This is a genomic window from Stenotrophomonas sp. STEN046 (assembly GCF_056759755.1).
In genome coordinates this window covers 22,684-40,592 of sequence record NZ_JBRRDR010000021.1, presented here as the reverse complement: position 1 = coordinate 40,592, position 17,909 = coordinate 22,684, and the positions used below count along the sequence as shown (strand labels likewise).

16 protein-coding genes are annotated in these 17,909 nt (G+C 67.1%); 12 read left to right on the top strand and 4 right to left on the bottom strand.

Annotated features, from left to right (window positions below):
* The first annotated feature begins 99 nt into the window (after positions 1 to 99).
* The 9 genes from ACVOLJ_RS11675 to ACVOLJ_RS11635 all read left to right on the top strand — a co-directional run bounded on the left by ACVOLJ_RS11675 (position 100) and on the right by ACVOLJ_RS11635 (position 11,175).
* Complete coding sequence (locus ACVOLJ_RS11675) at positions 100 to 2,424, top strand: catecholate siderophore receptor Fiu (protein ID WP_475277645.1); 2,325 nt, start codon at positions 100 to 102, stop codon at positions 2,422 to 2,424.
* 51 nt (positions 2,425 to 2,475) lie between these two features.
* Positions 2,476 to 3,153 carry a Fe2+-dependent dioxygenase gene (locus ACVOLJ_RS11670; protein ID WP_481564183.1) on the top strand — a complete coding sequence of 226 codons (678 nt, stop codon included), beginning with the start codon at positions 2,476 to 2,478 and terminating at the stop codon, positions 3,151 to 3,153.
* A gap of 171 nt (positions 3,154 to 3,324) precedes the next feature.
* Positions 3,325 to 3,723: a hypothetical protein gene (locus ACVOLJ_RS11665; protein ID WP_481564182.1), complete on the top strand. Its 399-nt coding sequence runs from the start codon at positions 3,325 to 3,327 to the stop codon at positions 3,721 to 3,723.
* A gap of 145 nt (positions 3,724 to 3,868) precedes the next feature.
* Positions 3,869 to 6,289 (top strand): TonB-dependent receptor domain-containing protein, encoded by a 2,421-nt coding sequence (locus tag ACVOLJ_RS11660; RefSeq protein WP_481564181.1) that lies wholly within the window; start codon positions 3,869 to 3,871, stop codon positions 6,287 to 6,289.
* A 177-nt stretch (positions 6,290 to 6,466) separates the two neighbouring features.
* Complete coding sequence (locus ACVOLJ_RS11655) at positions 6,467 to 7,105, top strand: PepSY-associated TM helix domain-containing protein (protein ID WP_481564180.1); 639 nt, start codon at positions 6,467 to 6,469, stop codon at positions 7,103 to 7,105.
* 40 nt (positions 7,106 to 7,145) lie between these two features.
* A complete protein-coding gene (locus ACVOLJ_RS11650) occupies positions 7,146 to 7,664 on the top strand; it encodes a DUF2271 domain-containing protein (protein WP_475277640.1) in 519 nt (172 codons plus the stop codon).
* A gap of 76 nt (positions 7,665 to 7,740) precedes the next feature.
* On the top strand, positions 7,741 to 8,544 hold the full coding sequence (locus ACVOLJ_RS11645; protein WP_481564179.1) for a DUF4198 domain-containing protein: 804 nt from the start codon (positions 7,741 to 7,743) through the stop codon (positions 8,542 to 8,544).
* A 58-nt stretch (positions 8,545 to 8,602) separates the two neighbouring features.
* Positions 8,603 to 9,574, top strand: a complete 972-nt coding sequence (locus tag ACVOLJ_RS11640; protein ID WP_481564178.1) for an FAD:protein FMN transferase — start codon at positions 8,603 to 8,605, stop codon at positions 9,572 to 9,574.
* Positions 9,571 to 11,175 carry a sulfite reductase subunit alpha gene (locus tag ACVOLJ_RS11635; RefSeq protein WP_481564177.1) on the top strand — a complete coding sequence of 535 codons (1,605 nt, stop codon included), beginning with the start codon at positions 9,571 to 9,573 and terminating at the stop codon, positions 11,173 to 11,175. The genes ACVOLJ_RS11640 and ACVOLJ_RS11635 overlap by 4 nt, the downstream gene beginning before the upstream one ends.
* Before the next feature lie 480 nt (positions 11,176 to 11,655).
* Here ACVOLJ_RS11635 and ACVOLJ_RS11630 read toward each other — a convergent pair whose 3' ends face one another.
* The 4 genes from ACVOLJ_RS11630 to ACVOLJ_RS11615 form a co-directional block, all read right to left on the bottom strand.
* Positions 11,656 to 12,264 (bottom strand): HutD/Ves family protein, encoded by a 609-nt coding sequence (locus ACVOLJ_RS11630; protein WP_481564176.1) that lies wholly within the window; start codon positions 12,262 to 12,264, stop codon positions 11,656 to 11,658.
* A gap of 34 nt (positions 12,265 to 12,298) precedes the next feature.
* Positions 12,299 to 13,024 carry a murein L,D-transpeptidase catalytic domain family protein gene (locus ACVOLJ_RS11625; protein WP_481564175.1) on the bottom strand — a complete coding sequence of 242 codons (726 nt, stop codon included), beginning with the start codon at positions 13,022 to 13,024 and terminating at the stop codon, positions 12,299 to 12,301.
* 18 nt (positions 13,025 to 13,042) lie between these two features.
* On the bottom strand, positions 13,043 to 14,113 hold the full coding sequence (locus tag ACVOLJ_RS11620; protein WP_481564174.1) for a L,D-transpeptidase: 1,071 nt from the start codon (positions 14,111 to 14,113) through the stop codon (positions 13,043 to 13,045).
* Between the two features lie 337 nt (positions 14,114 to 14,450).
* The gene (locus tag ACVOLJ_RS11615) at positions 14,451 to 14,777 is read right to left on the bottom strand and encodes a ComEA family DNA-binding protein (protein ID WP_481564173.1); all 327 of its coding nucleotides are present in this window, start codon (positions 14,775 to 14,777) and stop codon (positions 14,451 to 14,453) included.
* A gap of 198 nt (positions 14,778 to 14,975) precedes the next feature.
* On the opposite strand from ACVOLJ_RS11615, the gene ACVOLJ_RS11610 reads away from it, so the two are divergent.
* From ACVOLJ_RS11610 to ACVOLJ_RS11600, 3 genes are all read left to right on the top strand, one after another.
* Entirely contained in the window at positions 14,976 to 16,469 is a 1,494-nt protein-coding gene (locus ACVOLJ_RS11610; protein WP_475278172.1) for a M20 family metallopeptidase, read from the top strand.
* A 70-nt stretch (positions 16,470 to 16,539) separates the two neighbouring features.
* Entirely contained in the window at positions 16,540 to 16,809 is a 270-nt protein-coding gene (locus ACVOLJ_RS11605) for a GlsB/YeaQ/YmgE family stress response membrane protein (RefSeq protein ID WP_475277632.1), read from the top strand.
* 65 nt (positions 16,810 to 16,874) lie between these two features.
* On the top strand, positions 16,875 to 17,900 hold the full coding sequence (locus tag ACVOLJ_RS11600; RefSeq protein WP_481564172.1) for an aminoglycoside phosphotransferase family protein: 1,026 nt from the start codon (positions 16,875 to 16,877) through the stop codon (positions 17,898 to 17,900).
* The last annotated feature ends 9 nt before the right edge of the window (positions 17,901 to 17,909 follow it).

Sequence of the window (17,909 nt, the reverse complement as noted above, 5' to 3'; positions counted from 1 at the left end):
GCGCGCTGCGCAGCCGCTGAACCGCCTTCCCCTTTCCCGTCCTGTTGCCGCGCTGCCCCGCGCTGGCGGCTCCTTCCTGTTCCTTCTCTGCAGACGCCCATGAACCCGATCAAGAGCCGCAAGCACGCTTCGCCGCTTCGTACCCTGCCGCTGGCCACCGCCAGCCTCGCTGCCGGCCTCGGCCTGGCCGCGCTGCCTGCGCTGGCCCACGCCGAAGCCACTGACAACGCCCGCACCCTGGACAAGGTCGACGTGCACGCCGTTCGCGGCTACAAGGCCGACAAGGTTGCCTCGCCCAAGTTCACACAGCGCCTGCAGGACACTCCGCAGACCATCCAGATCATCACAAGCGACCTGTTCAACCAGCAGGGCGCCACCACTCTTACCGAGGCACTGCGCAACAGCCCGGGCGTCGGCACCTTCTATGCCGGTGAAAACGGCAACACCACCACCGGCGATGCATTGTTCATGCGCGGCTTCGACACCTCCAACAGCCTGTTCGTCGATGGCGTGCGCGACCTTGGCTCGATCTCGCGCGATGTGTTCAACATCGAACAGGTGGAAGTGACCAAAGGCCCGGCCGGCACCGACAACGGCCGCTCCGCACCGACCGGTGCAATCAACCTGGTCAGCAAGCAGGCCACGCTGCAGGACGCAACCTCGGCCAGCGTTTCGCTCGGCAGCGACCAGCAGCGACGCGCCACCGGTGACTGGAACCAGGCGCTGGGTGCGACCAGCGCGCTGCGCGTCAATGCCATGTGGCAGGACAGCGACCAGCCCGGCCGCGACCACGTGCAGAACAAGCGCTGGGGCATTGCGCCGTCGCTGGCCTTCGGCCTGGGCACCGCCACCCGCTACTACCTCAACCTGCTGTACGTGAAGCAGGACAACGTGCCCGATGGCGGCGTGCCGACCCTGGGCCTGCCCGGCTGGACCGCGCAGCCGACCCTGGAAGCACTGGCCGGTCACCCGGTGAACCCGGAGAACTTCTACGGTACGCGTGCAGACCACGACGACGTGACCGCGAAGATGGCCACGTTCCGCTTCGAACATGATTTCAGCGACACCCTGCGCCTGACCAACACCGCGCGTTGGGGCCGCACCGAACAGGACTACCTGCTGACCGCCTTCATGGGTACCGGCGTTCGCGGTGCGAATGGCCGCCCGACCGGCAACATCAGTTACACCAATCCGGCCGATCTCTCGACCTACACGATCGCGCGCAGCCTGCCGACCTTCAAGGACCAGCGCAACACCATACTCACCGATCAGTTGAACCTGCGCGCGGACTTCACCACCGGCAGCGTCGGCCATGCGCTGAGCACCGGCCTGGAGTTCACCCGCGAAGAGCTGGACAGCTACGGGCAGGCCACCACCGGCGGCACCACCTGGCCGGCAGCGAACCTGTACAACCCCGACTGGAACGTGGGCGGCCTGAGCTGGGCGCACAATGGCGCCGATGCCCACGGCAAGACCACCACGTCCTCGGCCTACCTGTTCGACACCCTGTCCTTCGGCGAGAGCTTCCTGCTGACCGCCGGCGTGCGCGCCGACCACTACAAGACCGAGTACGCCAGCGCATCGGTGTGCGGCGGTCGTGGTGGCCCGGTGTGTGGCAGCAATCCGACCGGCACTGTGCTGCGCAATCCGACGCTGGAAGTATCCGACACGCTGCTGAACTGGAAGCTCGGCGCACTGTACAAAGTGGGCGACACGGTCAGCATCTATGCCAACTACGCCGTCTCGCAGCAGCCGCCGGGCGGTGCGAACTTCCAGCTGAGCAGTTCGGCCAGCAGCGCCGACAACCCCAAGCTGGACCCGCAGAAGGCCAAGACCTTCGAAGTGGGCAGCAAGTGGGCGTTCCTGGATGACGCGCTGGCGGTGAATCTGGCGCTGTTCCAGACCGACGTGGACAACGAGATCAACACCACGGTGCTCGACGATGCCGGCAACCCGACCCAGACCGGCAGCAAGCGGGTCAAGGGCGTGGAGCTCTCCGCAGTCGGTCGCCTGACCGACAACTGGTCGGTGAGCGCCGGCTACAGCCACCTCGACACCGAAGTGAAGGAAGGTGCCAAGGTGGCCGCCGATGGCACCACCAACCTGACCTACACCCCGGCCGACACGTTCACCGGCTGGACCAGCTACACCCTGCCCTTCGGCCTGACCATCGGCGGCGGCGTGCGCTATGCCGGCGGCATGCACCGTGGCACCGATGGCGCGGTGGGTACCCCGTCGTTCACCAGGTCGTACGTCGTCTACGACGCGGTCGTGTCCTGGGCGATCAACGAAACCATCTCGCTGCGCTTGAACGGCTACAACCTGTTCGACAAGCAGTACGTGGCCAGCATCAACAAGAGCGGCTACCGTTACACCCCGGGCGCCCCGCGCACCTTCCTGCTCAGCGCGGACGTCCGCTTCTGATGTCATGGCGCGGGGGAGCCCACCTCCCCCGCGCATCGATGAGGAACCGCCATGCTGCTGCACATCCCCAACGTGCTTGCACCTGAAGAAGTGGCGAATATCCGCCAGCGGCTGGACGCTGCCGACTGGACCGACGGACGCGAAACGGTTGGCGCACAGGGTGCGCAGGTCAAACACAACGAACAGTTGCCTGATGCTTCACCGCTGAAGGCCGCGCTCGCTCCCGTGGTGCTGGCCGCGCTCAAGCGCAGCCCGCTGTTCTTTGCCGCCGCACTGCCCTTGAAGTACCTGCCACCGCGCTTCAACCGCTACACCGGTGGCGGCACCTACGGCTTCCATGTCGACGGGGCGGTGATGAATCTCGGCAACGGCGAGCAGCTGCGCTCGGACATCTCCTGCACGCTGTTCCTGTCCGCACCGGACGAGTACGACGGTGGCGAACTGATCATCAGCGACACCTACGGCGAGCACGAAGTGAAGCTGCCGGCCGGTGACCTGATCGTGTATCCCTCCAGCAGCCTGCACCAGGTCAACCCGGTCACCCGGGGCGCACGCGTGGCATCGTTCTTCTGGGTGCAGAGCATGATCCGCGACGACGCACAGCGCCGCCTGCTGTGGGAAATGGACACCTCGATCGAGCGCCTGCGCCAGACCGGCGCCGATGCCGCGGCGGTGCTGCAGCTGACCGGCGTGTACCACAACCTGCTGCGCCGCTGGAGCGAGGTCTGAGCCGCCCGGACCGGTCCTGCGACAATTTGGCAATCATTCTCATTTGCAACCGCTAACAGCTCTCATTACAATCACGCCCCGTTGACGCCGGATGTTCCGGCCAGCCTGGGGTTCTACGTGCTGCACCCGCTCCGCCCTCGCCCGCTTCGGCTCGTACAGCTCGGCACCGCCATGCGCGGTCGTCGTCCTGCACTGGCCAGCCTGCTGGCGTGGGTGGCGATGCTGGTGCTGCTGATGGGGACCCTGCCGCTGTTGCCGATGGCCCATGCCGGCGCCGCCGCGCAGGCGCTGCAGCAGCCGTTGGAAGAACGCGGCGGCGAAGCGCCGCTGCAGGAAGAAGCCCCGGCCAAGCTGCGCCGCTGCGCTTCGGCCCCGGCCAGGCCGGCCGATGCGCCGGCACCGCCCCTGCTGCTGGCCAGCCAATGGCTGCAGACCGAACTCAAGCTGCTGCCCGCCACGCCGGTATCGCCCGGTGTGCGCACGGACTGGCCATTGGCCGCTCCAGACACGCCCTGGGCCGAGGCGCCCGGGCGTCGCCAGCAACGCGGCCAGGCGCCGCCGCTCGCCTGATCCACGGCGTGCCGTGACCGCCTGCGCGGTCACCCCGCCACGCCGCTGCCTGCTTCACCCCTGCCGCCCCTGACCGGGCATCCCCGCCGTTGCCGCGCCTCCTGCGCCGGCATCGCACCGCATTGCATCCTTCAAGGAAACTGCCATGGCTCAGCGCCATCGTCGTCGTTCGCCCCTGTCCCGCCACCTGCTGACCAGCGCCGTGCTGGCCGCCGTTGCCGCCCCCGCCTTTGCCAACGGCGACGCCGCTGGCGCCCCGCAGACCCTGGACAAGGTCGTGGTCACCGCCTCCGGCTTCGAGCAGAAAGTGGTCGACGCCCCGGCCAGCATCAGCGTGGTCAGCCGCGAGGAACTGAGCAAGCGCCCCTACACCAACCTGGTCGATGCACTGCGCGATGTCGAAGGCATCGACGTCGGTCTGGAAGCCAGCGACAAGAACGGCCGTGCCACCATTTCCATGCGCGGCCTGCCCTCCGAATACACCCTGGTGCTGATCGACGGCCGCCGCCAGAGCAACGTCGGCCAGATCTACCCGAACAACTTCGGTGGTGGCCAGTTCGCCTACCTGCCACCGCTGGACGCGATCGAACGCATCGAAGTGGTGCGTGGCCCGATGTCCACCCTGTACGGCTCGGACGCCATGGGCGGGGTCATCAACATCATCACCCGCCGCAACCAGGACAGCTGGCACGGCGCGGTCACCCAGGGCTTCACCGTGCAGCAGGACGATCAGTTCGGCGATACGCGCACCACCGACGTGTACCTCAGCGGCCCGCTGGTCAAGGATCGTATCGGCCTGGCAGTACGCGGCAGCTATTACGATGCGAAGGCATCCAACCCCGAATGGGATGCGCTGACCCTGCCTGACGGCACGCTGTGGGAACGCAGCATCGGCTTTGGCGGCGGCGGCAAGTCGGTCGCCAACACCAACTGGACCACCGGTGTGCGCCTGAACTTCCACGTCAACGACGACCACGAACTGTGGCTGGACTACGACGTGTCGCGACAGAAGTACGACAACAGCGAAGGCCAGACCGGCACCCTCGACAGCCTGGCCAGCCTGTGGCGCGTCGGCAACGCGGTCATTCCCAACCCGAACGGCAGCGGCACGGTCACCCGCCGCGTGGTGCAGCCACGCGTGGGCTATACCGCCTACCAGCGCTACGAGCGCGACCAGCTGTCGCTGACCCACCAGGGCCGCTACAGCTTCGGCACCTGGCAGACCTCGCTGACCCACAGCAAGAGCAACAACCTCGGCCGCTCGCTGCCGCTGACCCTGGACGAGCGCGGCGACCTGCAGACGCTGTGGAACGACGTCTGCCGGCGTACCGGTGCGGCCAACAACTGTGCCGCCGGCCGCAACAACGCACTGGGCGCACTCAATGCCAGCGAACAGGCACGCCTGCAGGCGTTCCTGCCGCGTCCGCTGCGCACCATGGAACTGGAAGGCTACGTGCTCGACACGATGCTCGACCTGGATTTCGGCGCGCACAAGCTGACCGTCGGTGGCCAGTACAACGATACCGACATGGTCGACGGCGTGTTCGGCATGGACGGCGCCGGCTACCGCAGCAACGCCAAGCAGAAGCACCGCATGTGGGCGCTGTTCGCCGAGGACAACTGGTCGCTGACCGACACCCTCACCGCCACCTTCGGCGTGCGTTATGACGACCACAACGTGTTCGGCAGCCACGTCAGCCCGCGCGGCTACCTGGTGTGGAACGCCAGCGACGCGTGGACCTTCAAGGGCGGTGTCAGCACCGGCTACAAGACCCCGCGTCCGGACCAGCTGTTCCCCGGCATCACCGGATTCGGTGGCCAGGGCGTGCTGCCGCTGGTGGGCTCGCCCAACCTGAAGCCGGAAACCAGCACCAATTACGAGCTGGCCGCCTACTACGAGGGCCAGCGCTGGGGCTTCAACGTCACCGGCTTCATCAACAAGTTCGAAGACAAGATCGCCAGCGGCGGCACCTTCCCCAACTGCGAAGTGGCCCCGGCCGGCAGCGGATACTGCGTGGACATCGGGCCGGGCTGGGCATCGCTGGGCTACAGCACCTTCACCCAGAGCGTGAACATCGACAAGGCCGAAACCCGTGGCGCCGAGCTGGCCGCGCACGTCGACCTGCTGGACAACCTGCAGCTGCGCGGCAACTACACCTGGACCAGGAGCGAGCAGACCGCCGGCCCGCAGAAGGGCCTGCCGATCACCGGCACCACCCCGGCCAGACACATGGCCAATGCCAGCCTCAACTGGCAGCTCAACGATGCCATCAGCCTGTCACTGATCGGCGAGGGACGCTACGACCGCTACCGCGACACCATTCTCGACGCTGCCGGTGTCAGCAACACCCGCTATTACGAGGACTACACGATCTTCCACCTGGGCGGCAGCTGGAAGGCCACGCCGTGGCTGACGGTCAACGCGCGGGTCAACAACCTGTTCGACAAGAACTTCGTGTCGCAGTCCTGCCTTCTGATCAACCCCAGCGAGTTCAACTGCGTGGACGACTACGCCACCAAGGACCAGCGTCGCAGCTACTGGATCTCGCTCAACGCGAAGTTCTGAGCCCACGACCGAGCGGTAGTCCCCTGGTAGATGCCGACCTTGGTCGGCGCCGTTTCATCCACCCACGGCGTGGATCTACCAGGGCACCCTGGCGCACGGGATACACAACGACATCCAATTGCGAGCAATTCTCATCAATGGTGTAATGAATAGTCTCCAGATGCCTTCAACCATGCCGTGAGCCGTCCCGCCTCTTCTACCGTGCAGCAGCAACAGAGCCGCGGTTTCTGGCTGCGTACGCTGCACCACTGGCATTGGATCAGCTCGGCGGTCTGCCTGATCGGCATGCTGCTGTTCTCGGTGACCGGCATCACCTTGAACCATGCGGCAAAGATCGAGGCAAAACCGCAGGTGCAGAACCAGCAGCTGGAACTGCCGGCCGATCTGCTTGGACAGCTCGGCGCGCGCGCGGACGGCAACGCACCGATTCCGCGCCCGGCCCGGCAATGGCTGGATGAACACCTGGGCATCGCCATCGGCGGCCGAGCGGCCGAATGGTCGGCCGGAGAAATCTACCTGTCGCTGCCGCGCCCCGGCGGCGATGCCTGGCTGAGCATCGACCGCGAAACCGGCGCAGTGGAGTACGAATCCACCTCGCGCGGCGCTGTGTCCTACCTCAACGACCTGCACAAGGGCCGCAACGCTGGCCCGGCGTGGGGCTGGTTCCTGGACCTGTTCGCCGTGGCCTGCCTGGTGTTCTGCATCACCGGCCTGTTCCTGCTGCACCTGCATGCGCGGCAGCGACGCATGACCTGGCCGCTGGTCGGCCTCGGCCTGATGATCCCGCTGCTGATCGCCCTGCTGCTGATTCACTGACACCCCCCGTGATTCCCCTTTGTTTCCCCGGAGCCGCCCAATGCGCGTCACCCTGACCATCGCCCTCAGCGGCCTGCTGGCCACTTCGCCGGCCTATGCCGCCACGCTCGACATCAACGTCGAAGTGCCCAAGCTCAACGTGGCCGAATACCACCGCCCGTATGTGGCGGTGTGGCTGGAAGGTGCCGATCAGAAGGTCGCCGCCAACCTCTCGGTCTGGTACCAGCAGACCAGCAACAGCGAAGGCCACGGCACCAAGTGGCTGCCGGACCTGCGCCAGTGGTGGCGCAAGAGCGGCCGCACCCTGCAGGTGCCGGTGGACGGCGTGACCGGCCCGACGCGCCCGGCCGGCAAGCACGCGCTGTCGTTCAACGACAAGCAGCCTGCGCTCAAGCAGCTGGCCCCGGGCAACTACACCCTGGTGGTGGAAGCGGTGCGCGAAGTCGGCGGCCGCGAGCTGCTGAAGGTGCCCTTCACCTGGCCGGCGACCGCCGCACAGAACGGCCGTGCGCAGGGCGCCACCGAACTGGGCCTGGTCACCCTCGCCGTCAAACCCTGAAAAGCGGAAGGAGGGGATCAATTGGTAGTTCCCCTCCCCTCGCCGCACCATCCTGCATCCACCTGGAGTCTTCCGCATGAAGCGCACGCTCGTCCTCGCCGCCGCTCTGGCCGCTGCCCTTCCGTTCTCGGCCCTGGCCCACAAGGCCTGGCTGTTGCCCTCGCAGACCGTGATCGCCGGCAACGCGCCGTGGATCACCGTCGATGGTGCGGTTTCCAACGACCTGTTCTATTTCAACCACGTGCCGCTGCGCCTGGAATCGGTGGTGATCACCGCACCGGATGGCAGCACCGTGCAGGCACAGAACGCCGCGACCGGCAAGTACCGCAGCGTGTTCGACGTCGAACTGAAGCAGCAGGGCACCTACCGCATCGCCTCGGTCAATGACGGTCTGTTCGCCACCTACGAACAGAATGGCGAGCGCAAGCGCTGGCGTGGCAATGCTGCCACCTTCGGCGAACTGCCCAAGGACGCGAAGAAGCTGGAAGTGAGCCAGTCGATCGGCCGCGTGGAGACCTTCGTCACCAACGGCGCGCCGAACGACACGGCACTGAAGCCGAGCAACCGTGGCATCGAACTGGTCGCTGTCGGCCATCCGAATGATCTGTTCGCAGGCGAAGAAGCCACCTTCCGCGTCCTGGTCGATGGCAAGCCGACCGCGGGCCTGGAGTTCGAGATCGTGCGTGGCGGTACCCGCTACCGCAACGCGCAGGACGAGCAGAAGCTGACCAGCGATGCCAAGGGCGAGATCAAGGTCACCTGGCCGGAAGCGGGCATGTACTGGCTGGAAACCGGCACCGAGGACAACAAGACCTCGGTCAAGCAGGCCAGCAAGCGCCGCCTGAGCTACGTGGCCACCGTGGAAGTGCTGCCGCAGTAACCCGTGCATCGACGCGGTGCCAGGCGCGTCCTGGCATCGCGCACTGCCACGCATTGCCATGACCGACATATCACTCGACATCGCCCGCCTCGGTGGCGCCACCATGGGCACCACCTGGAGCGTGTCGCTGGTTGCACCGCGCCAGCGCGACCTGCACCCCCTGCACGCCGGCATCCAGGCACGCCTGGATGAAGTGGTCGCGCAGATGAGCACCTGGGAACCGGCCTCGGACATCAGCCGCTACAACCGCGCCGACGCGGGCCAGTGGTTCACGCTGCCGACCGAAACGCGCCATGTGCTGGCCTGCGCGCTGGCTGTCGCCGCCGCCAGCGAGGGTGCATTCGACCCCAGCGTCGGCCCGCTGGTCGCGCTATGGGGCTTCGGCGCGCACGCCGGTGGACGTCATGCACCTGCCGCCGACATCCTGCAGGCGACCCGTGCACGCTGCGGCTGGCAGCGCCTGCAATGGCAGGGAAACGCCCTGCTGCAACCCGGCGGTCTGGAGCTGGACCTTTCGGCGATCGCCAAGGGCTTCGGCGTCGATCACGTTGCCACCTGGCTGCGTGATCAGGGCATCGGCGCGGCACTGGTCGAGGTCGGCGGCGAACTGGCCGGCTACGGTCGCAAGCCTGACGGCCACCCGTGGCGGGTGCTGGTGGAATCGGCACCGGAAGAGGACGCACAGACCGACGCTCCGCCCCGTGTGCTTGCACTAGACGGCAAGGCCGTGGCCACTTCGGGCGACCGCTGGCACCAGTACCAGGCTGACGGCGAGGCCTACAGTCACAGCCTCGACCCACGCACGGGCATGCCGGTGCGACAGGTCGCTGCCGCTGTCACGGTCGTCGCCAGCGATGCTATGCATGCCGATGCCTGGGCCACCGCATTGACGGTGCTCGGGCGCCAAGCGGGCATGGCCTTGGCCGAGCGCGAAGGACTGGCTGCCCGCTACCTGCAGCGCGCAACGGATGGCCCACGCGAGTTCCTCAGCAGCGCCTTCCAGCGCCTGCTCGATGAGCAGGACGCATGAGCGCACGCCTGTCGCGCGCGTTGCTCGGCAACGTTCTCGTGCTGGTTCTGCTGGCGCTGATCGGTTGGGCGCTGCTGCAGCTGCACCTGGATGAAGCGTGGTGGCAGGGCACGCCGCCGACGCGGCAATGGCATGCCGCGGCGCTGGCCGGCGTGATCTACACCCTGGCCTGCAGCGTGCTGTGGTGGCGCGGCCGCCCGCGCGATGAAAGCGACGAAGGCGGTCCGCAACCGATCCTGCTGGTCTGGTCCAGCCAGACCGGCTTTGCCCGCGAACTGGCCGAACGCAGCGCCGACGTGCTGCGTACTGCCGGTACGCCGGTACGCCTGCGCGGATTGCACGAGGTGGATGCCAGCGTGCTGGCCGGCAGCGCGCGTGCGCTGTTCATCGCCAGCACTACCGGCGAAGGCGATGCCCCCGATCACGCCCTGCCCTTCCTGCGCCGGGTGATGGCCACGCCGCAGGCGCTGGCCCACCTGCATTACGGTGTGCTTGCGCTGGGTGACCGCAGCTACGGCCATTTCTGCGCGTTCGGCCACCACCTCGATGGCTGGCTGCGCGCCCAGGGCGCACACCCGCTGTTTGATGCCATCGAAGTGGACAACGCCGATCCCGCCGCACTGCGCCACTGGCAGCAACTGCTTGGCCAGCTTGGCGGGGGTGCCAGTGAACTGCCCGATTGGAGCCCAGCCGAGTACCAGTCGTGGACCCTGCTGCAACGGGTCCACCTCAACCCCGGCAGCGCCGGCGGCCCGGTGTACTGGCTGCGCCTGCAGCCGCCTGCCGCCGCCAACGCGCAATGGCGGGCCGGCGACATCGCCGAGATCGGCCCGCAGCATGCGCGGCACAGCGCGCGCACGTGGCTGGGCACGCAGGGGTTTGATGCAGACACCGTGCTGGAGGACGGGCAGACGCTGCTGGCCCGCGTCGAGCGCTCGCACCTGCCTTCACTGGTGCCACCCGGCGACCTGCCGGCACTGCTGCAGACCCTGCAGCCCCTGCCGCACCGCGAGTATTCGATCGCCTCGGTGATGGCCGACGGTGCGGTGGACATCCTGCTGCGCCGCCAGCTGCGTGCCGATGGCACGCCGGGCATCGGCAGCGGGTGGTTGTGCGACCACGCGGTAGTGGGCGAACCGGTGCAGCTGCGCCTGCGCCGCAACGACAACTTCCACGGTGTGGCCGCCGACGTGCCGCTGCTGCTGATCGGCAACGGCACCGGCATCGCGGGCCTGCGCGCGCACCTGCATGAACGCGCACGCGATGGCGCGCGCCGCACCTGGTTGCTGTTCGGCGAACGTTCGGCCGCACACGATTTTCATTTCGGCGATGAACTGCAGGCGATGCTGGCCGAGGGCACGCTGGCGCGGCTGGACACGGTGTTCAGCCGCGACGGCGGCACTCACCGTTATGTGCAGGACGCATTGCTCGCCGAAGCGGCGACGCTGCGGCAGTGGGTCGATGAAGGGGCCACGATCCTGGTCTGCGGCAGCCTGCAGGGCATGGCCCCGGCGGTGGACGCGGTGATCGAACAGGTGCTGGGCACCGAGGGCAAGGAAGCCTTGCTGCTGGCCGGGCGCTACCGGCGCGATGTGTATTGAAATCGCCGCATCCACGCATGGCGTGGATCTACTGCTCCACTTCGGCGGATGCGAACCGCCTTCTGGTGGGTGCGGACCTTGGTTCGCACCGCGACGCGGTATCGCGGCCCCATCCACGCACGGCGTGGATCTACTGCTCCACTTCGGCGGATGCGAACCGCCTTCTGGTGGGTGCGGACCTTGGTTCGCACCGTGACGCGGTATCGGCGGCCCCATCCACGCATGGCGTGGATCTACTGCTCCACTTCGGCGGATGCGAACCGCCTTCTGGTGGATGCGACGTGACGCGGTATCGGCGGCCGCATCCACGCATGGCGTGGATCTACTGCTCCACTTCGGCGGATGCGAACCGCCTTCTGGTGGGTGCGGACCTTGGTTCGCACCGTGACGCGGTATCGGCGGCCCCATCCAGGCATGATGCCAACCGCATCTGCAGTAGATCCACGCCATGCGTGGATTGAGCCCATCGTCGCCCAGGAATCATCCCGCCGCTGCGCTTACCCGGATCGCCAACAACTCGCCTCCGCCCTGCAACGCATGCCGCTGCCGCTCACCGGCCGACAGCCACGCTGTATCGCCCGCCTGCATCGCAGGCAACCCGCTGTCCTTGCCAAACTCGGCGTGCCCGCCCAGCAGATGCAGCGTCCACGCCACGCCCGGCTCGCAGAAGAAGAACATCGGCCCGACCAGCGGCCGGTGCAGCAGCTCGGCCTGCAGCAGCCCGCGCTTCCACATCAGGTTGAAATCATGGGTGGTGCCGTCGATCAGTTCGCCGTGCAGCGTCTGCTCACCGGCAAAGCGCATGCGGCCGTGCGGTGGCAGCACCTCGGCCACGCGTCCATCGTCGAAGCGCAGGCGAACCCCATTGCCCTGCAGCAGCACCAGTTCGCGTTCGACACCGGGGAAAGCCGAGAACGCGGCGTCCTGTTCGATCTCTGCCACCGACAGGCGCAGCGCCCAGTCGTCGCCATGCACCGGCAGGCGCAGAATCTCGCGGGTCCAACCCAGGCCGTTGCGCCAACGCTCGCGACGATAGTCCAGGCTGGAAATCACCTGGCTCGGGGTGTGCAGCAGGGAGTCGATGTTCATACGCACATTGCATCACGCCACGCGTCGGCGTGCATCACTGCGTTGCCAGGCGACCCTGCGCACCGCACTCGCCGCCCAGCAGCTGCGAGTGTTTCAACCAGTCCTGGTCGGGGTAATAGGCAAACACCATCGTGCCGCCACGCAGCGCATCGATCAGCGGCCTGGCCACCGACAACCGTACTGCAGGGCACCCCAGGCTGCGCCCCAGCCGGCCCTGCAGCTGCGCGGTCGAAGGATTCACATACGGCGCACCGTGGATGACGATCGCACGCTCGCGGGCGCGATCGTTGAAGCCGGGCTCCAGTCCGGCCAGCCGCAGCGAATAACCGTTGCCGCCCATGTAGGTTTCCTGTGCGGTGAACGCGCCGAGGCTGGACATGTAGCTGCCTTCGCGGTTCGAAAAATGCTCGGTGCGGTTCTCGCCGCTGTTGCGCCCGTGCGCCACCCACTCCTCGAACAGCAGCCGCTGGCGGGCCAGGTCGAAGACCCACATCCGCGGCTCGGTGGAAGGTCGCGAGTAATCGATCACGCTCAGGCGTTCACCGTTGATGCCCAGCTCCGGCCGCTGCAACGCGCAGCGCATCGCATGCGCGGCCAACTGCAGCACGCGGCGGTCGGCCTTGGGCGCGCTGCGTGCCAGCTGCGCGGCCAGATCATCGGCACTGATCGCGGCGACAGGCGCCTGCGCCCATGCCGACGCAGTGGCAACAGTGGCCAGCAGGCCAACAGCGGCCAGCCGGCGGGAGAGGAAAGCGGACATGGGCAGCCCGGGAAGGTCTCAGGATCCCTTGAGGGTGGACGCTGGCGGCTCCGATTCCAAGACCGGCTGCATTCCCGATTCAGCCGCGCTTGGGCGCACCGCCGGCAGCGAGGTGACCAGCAGGGTCGTTCCCGGCACCAGCACCTGGTACAGCTGGCGGGCAAAATCGGCCGGCAGCGCCATTGGCAGCGAGGGGGTAGCCAGCAGGTCCGGCGTGGCCTGGGCGCGGTCCTGGCCCAGCAACGGGTAAGCCGTCCACTGGTGCAGCCGCTGCTGCGCGTCCAACGGGCTGGGCGTTTCGCTGAAACCCTGGCCCATCACGAACAGGGTGGTGCCCTGGAATGCCGGCAGCGCGTCGGCCTTCAACGGCGATTCGCCGATCATCACACCGTCGCGCAGCACATACAGGCGCTGGTCGTGCAGGCTGACCAGGATGCCGACCTGCCCGCTGGGGGCGGCACTGTCATCCCACCAGGCCTTGTCCGGCGCGGCGCCCTCGCCTTCGGGCAAGGCCTGGCCGCGCGCATTCACCGGCGCCAGCACGGCAGGATAGGCCAGCGTCATCGGCGCGCTCTTGGCATCGGCCACCACCACGGTATCGCCGCGCTTGGTTTCGCTGAACAGCTTCTGCGCGAATGCCTGTGGCAGGCGCACGCAGCCATGCGAGGCCGGATGCCCAGGCAGGCTGCCGCCGTGCAGTGCGATGCCATCCCAGGTCAGCCGCTGCATGTAGGGCATCGGCGCGCTGTTGTAGAGGTTGGAGCGGTGGTCCTTGTCCTTCTGCAGGATGGTGAACACACCGGTCGGGGTTTCGTGCCCGCTCTTGCCAGAGCTGATGGTGGTCAGGCCGATGGCGATGCCGTTGCGATACACGTAGGCACGCTGCTCATCCAGGCTGACCACCAGCACGATCGGCCCGGCCGGCGAAACTTCCGGATGCCACAGGTACTCGCCGGGCTTGAGGTCGGTCGGCCCGCGTTCTTCAGGGACCGTGGCGGCGGCAGCGGGCCGGGGCGGCGTCGCCGCCTGTGCGGCCCATGGCATTGCCAGGGCAACGGCGAGCATCAACGTTGATCGAAGCAGGTGCATCCAGCGGGCTCCATTCCATGCGAAGCGGCCACCGTACACCATGCGCACGTCGCGGCTGCGCCAAAAGAAATTGCCCGGCGACACAGCCATGTGTCGTACCGGGCAATCGTCACGTCCCTGTCGGCCTGCTGCCACCCCCTCGCATCCTGCGAAGCGGGGGCGACGTTGCATCCTGCACGCGGCCGCGTCTGTCCTGTTTGTATCTCAGCCCCTTCCACAGGTCTGTGATGCCACCATCCTGGTGATTGGTGCCGCATCCCTGCGACGGTCGGTGGTTACGGGCGTCCTGTCCGTAGCCAGTGAACCCGCATCCTGCCGGTCCCGACGGTTCCTGTTGTCATCGCCTTGGCACGGTTCGCACCGGTACCGATCCAGGTACCGGATCCGCGGGCAACACTCTGTTGCCGACGGTGATCCGCTGTCGATTCCGTTCGACGATCGATGTCCCTATCCCCTTCACCTGCGTCAGGTCCTCGACGCGATGAAACGGGCCGTGTCTGCGCCGGTGCTCGACGATTGCCGCAGCCTTCTTGGCTCCGACCATCGTCAATCCCTGCTGCAGCGCCTGGGCATCGGCCCGGTTGATGTCGATCGGCTCGGCGGCTTGCGCCCCCGCGATCCACACCCCCAGTGCCAGTGCCCTTAACACGACAATCCAAGGCACGACGTGTATCTCCTTGTGGTTCTGGTCGTCCCGGCCGGCAATCCCGTCGGTCGAAACAGTGTCCGTCACCACATGCACACAGCGTATAGGTTTGACGGATTTCTAAAAGCCAGCCAAATACCCGACGTGATGTAGGAAAAACCCTACCCGCGGGCGAGGCGTAGAATGTCCGGATCAGCCATGCAACCGGAGTTTCAGATGGACAGCGCCAAGCTCGGCCAATTCGTCAGTGACAAGTGGGACAGCGAAATCGTCCCGCAGTTGGTCGACTACATCCGCATTCCCAACAAGTCGCCGATGTTCGACGCCAATTGGGTGCAGAACGGCTACATGGAGCAGGCGGTCACCCTGATGGAGAACTGGGCCAAGGCCCAGCAGCTGCCCGGCCTGAAGGTCGAAGTGGTGCGTCTGGAAGGCCGTACCCCGCTGATCCTGCTGGAGATTCCGGCCACCGGCGCCGAAACCGGCGATGACACCATCCTGCTCTACGGCCACCTGGACAAGCAGCCGGAAATGACCGGCTGGGACGAAGACCTCGGCCCGTGGACCCCGGTCCTGCGTGGCGACAAGCTGTACGGCCGTGGCGGCGCCGATGACGGCTACGCCATCTTCGGTTCGCTGGCCGCCGTGCTGGCGCTGCAGGCCCAGGGCCTGCCGCATGCCCGCTGCGTGGTGCTGATCGAAGCCTGTGAAGAATCGGGCAGCTACGACCTGCCGGCCTACGTCGACCACCTGGCCGACCGCATCGGCAAGCCGTCGCTGGTGGTCTGCCTGGATTCGGGCTGCGCCAACTACGACCAGCTGTGGTGCACCACCTCCCTGCGCGGCCTGACCGGCGGCAATTTCACCGTGAAGGTGCTCAACGAAGGCGTCCATTCCGGCGATGCCTCGGGCGTGGTGCCGTCCAGCTTCCGCCTGCTGCGCCAGCTGCTGTCGCGCATCGAGGACCAGGACACCGGCCGCATCCTGATCGATGGCATGAACGTGGAGATCCCGGCCGAGCGCCTGCAGCAGGCCAAGCGTGCCGCTGAAGTGGTCGATACCGAGATCTTCGAGAAGTTCCCGATGGTCGACGGCCTGCGCCCGATGAACGAGGACCTGACCGAGCTGGTGCTCAACCGCACCTGGCGCCCGGCGCTGTCGGTCACCGGCGTGGGTGGCATGCCGGCCCTGGAATCGGCCGGCAACGTGCTGCGCCCGCAGACCTCGGTGAAGCTGTCGCTGCGCCTGCCGCCGACCGCCGACGGCAAGACCTGCGGCGAACTGCTGAAGGACGCCCTGCTGCGCGATCCGCCGAATGGCGCGCAGGTCACCCTTGACCTGGAAAAGGCCTCCACCGGCTGGAACGCGCCGGCAATGGCGCCGTGGCTGACCAAGGCCATCGACGATGCCAGCCAGGCCTTCTTCGGCAAGCCGGCGATGTACATGGGTGAAGGCGGCTCGATCCCGTTCATGGGCATGCTGGGCGAGAAGTTCCCGGGTGCGCAGTTCATGATCACCGGCGTGCTCGGCCCGCACTCCAACGCGCATGGCCCGAACGAGTTCCTGCACATCCCGATGGGCAAGAAGGTCACCTCCTGCGTGTCCAAGGTGATCAGCGAGCACTACGCGGCCAGCCTGCGCGGCGAAACCAGCGGCTCGCCGGTGGCTGCCGACAGCGGCACCCGCCACGGCAACCACGGCTGCTGCTGATTACGCCACACCGTGACGGACGCAGCCTGGCCTTGCTAGGCTGCGTCCACCCATCGAGAGCACCGATTGCATGAACGGTCTGTTTGGCAGCACCAGCTGGCTCTACATCATCCTGGTTGGCTTCTTCGTCGGCCTGCTCGGGCGATTCTTCATGCCCGGCAACAACCGCATGGGCTGCCTGCTGACCATCGTGCTGGGCATCATCGGCGCGCTGCTGGCCGGGTGGTTCGGCCAGTACATGGGGTGGTACGCAGCGGGCGAACCGGCCGGTTTCTTCGGTGCGGTCGTGGGTGCGGTCGTCGTGCTGGCGATCCTGCGCCTGTTCAGCGGTCGCCGCTGAACCCGCCATCCCCTTCCCTTTCCGTTCCCGACGTTGGCGCGCCCGGCGCGCCCGGATATGCCTGCATGACCGAACCTGCCTCTGATCCCCAGCGCAGCGCACAGCGCCTGCAGTGGGCCCGTACCCAGCTCGACGATGGCGCTGCCGTGGTCGAACGCGCGTCGGTGGATGCCGGCATGCGCAGCTACTGGCGCACCACCAGCACGCGCGGCAGCCACATCGTGATGGATGCCCCGCCGGGACTGGAAGACCCCACGCCGTGGCTGCGCATGCGCGGCATGCTGCACGACCATGGGCTGCGCGTGCCTTCGCTGCTGGCCCAGGATCTGCCGTCCGGCTTCCTGCTGCTGGAGGACCTCGGCGGCCCGACGCTGGCGCGCATCCTCAACGAACGCAACGCCGACGAATGGTTCGGCCGCTCCATCGAACAGCTGCTGCGCCTGCAGGCGATTCCGGTGCCCGCCGATTTCGGCCATTTCGGCGAAGCGCTGTTGCAGCGCGATGCCGGCCTGTTCGACGAGTGGTTCCTGCAACGCCACCTGGGCCTTGAACTGGACTGCGGTGAGATTGAAGGCCTGCAGCTGGTGCACCGCCGCTTGATGGACAACGCGCTGGGCCAGGCACAGCTGATGACCCATCGCGACTACATGCCACGCAACCTGATGCCGGTCGACGATGGCCCGGCCGTGCTTGATTTCCAGGACCTGGTGCGCGGCCCTATCGCCTATGACGCGGTGAGCCTGTTCAAGGATGCGTTCCTGAGCTGGCCGCTGCAGCGCGTGGACGAGTGGCTGGCGCAGTACCACCAGCGCGCGCGCGACGCGGGTCTGCCTGTACCTGACCGCGCCACGTTCCTGCGCGATGCCGACTGGATGGGCATCCAGCGCCACGTGAAGATCCTGGGGCTGTTCTGCCGCCTGCGTTACCGCGACAACAAGGGCCATTACCTGGACGATGCCCCGCGCTTCATCGCCTATCTGGATGAAGTGCTGCCGCGCTATCGCGAACTGGCGCCGCTGCAGCAGCTGCTGGAAACGCGGATCAAGCCGGCCCTGGCTGACCTTGCCGCGCCGATGCGCGTGCTGCGCTGAAGGACGCAT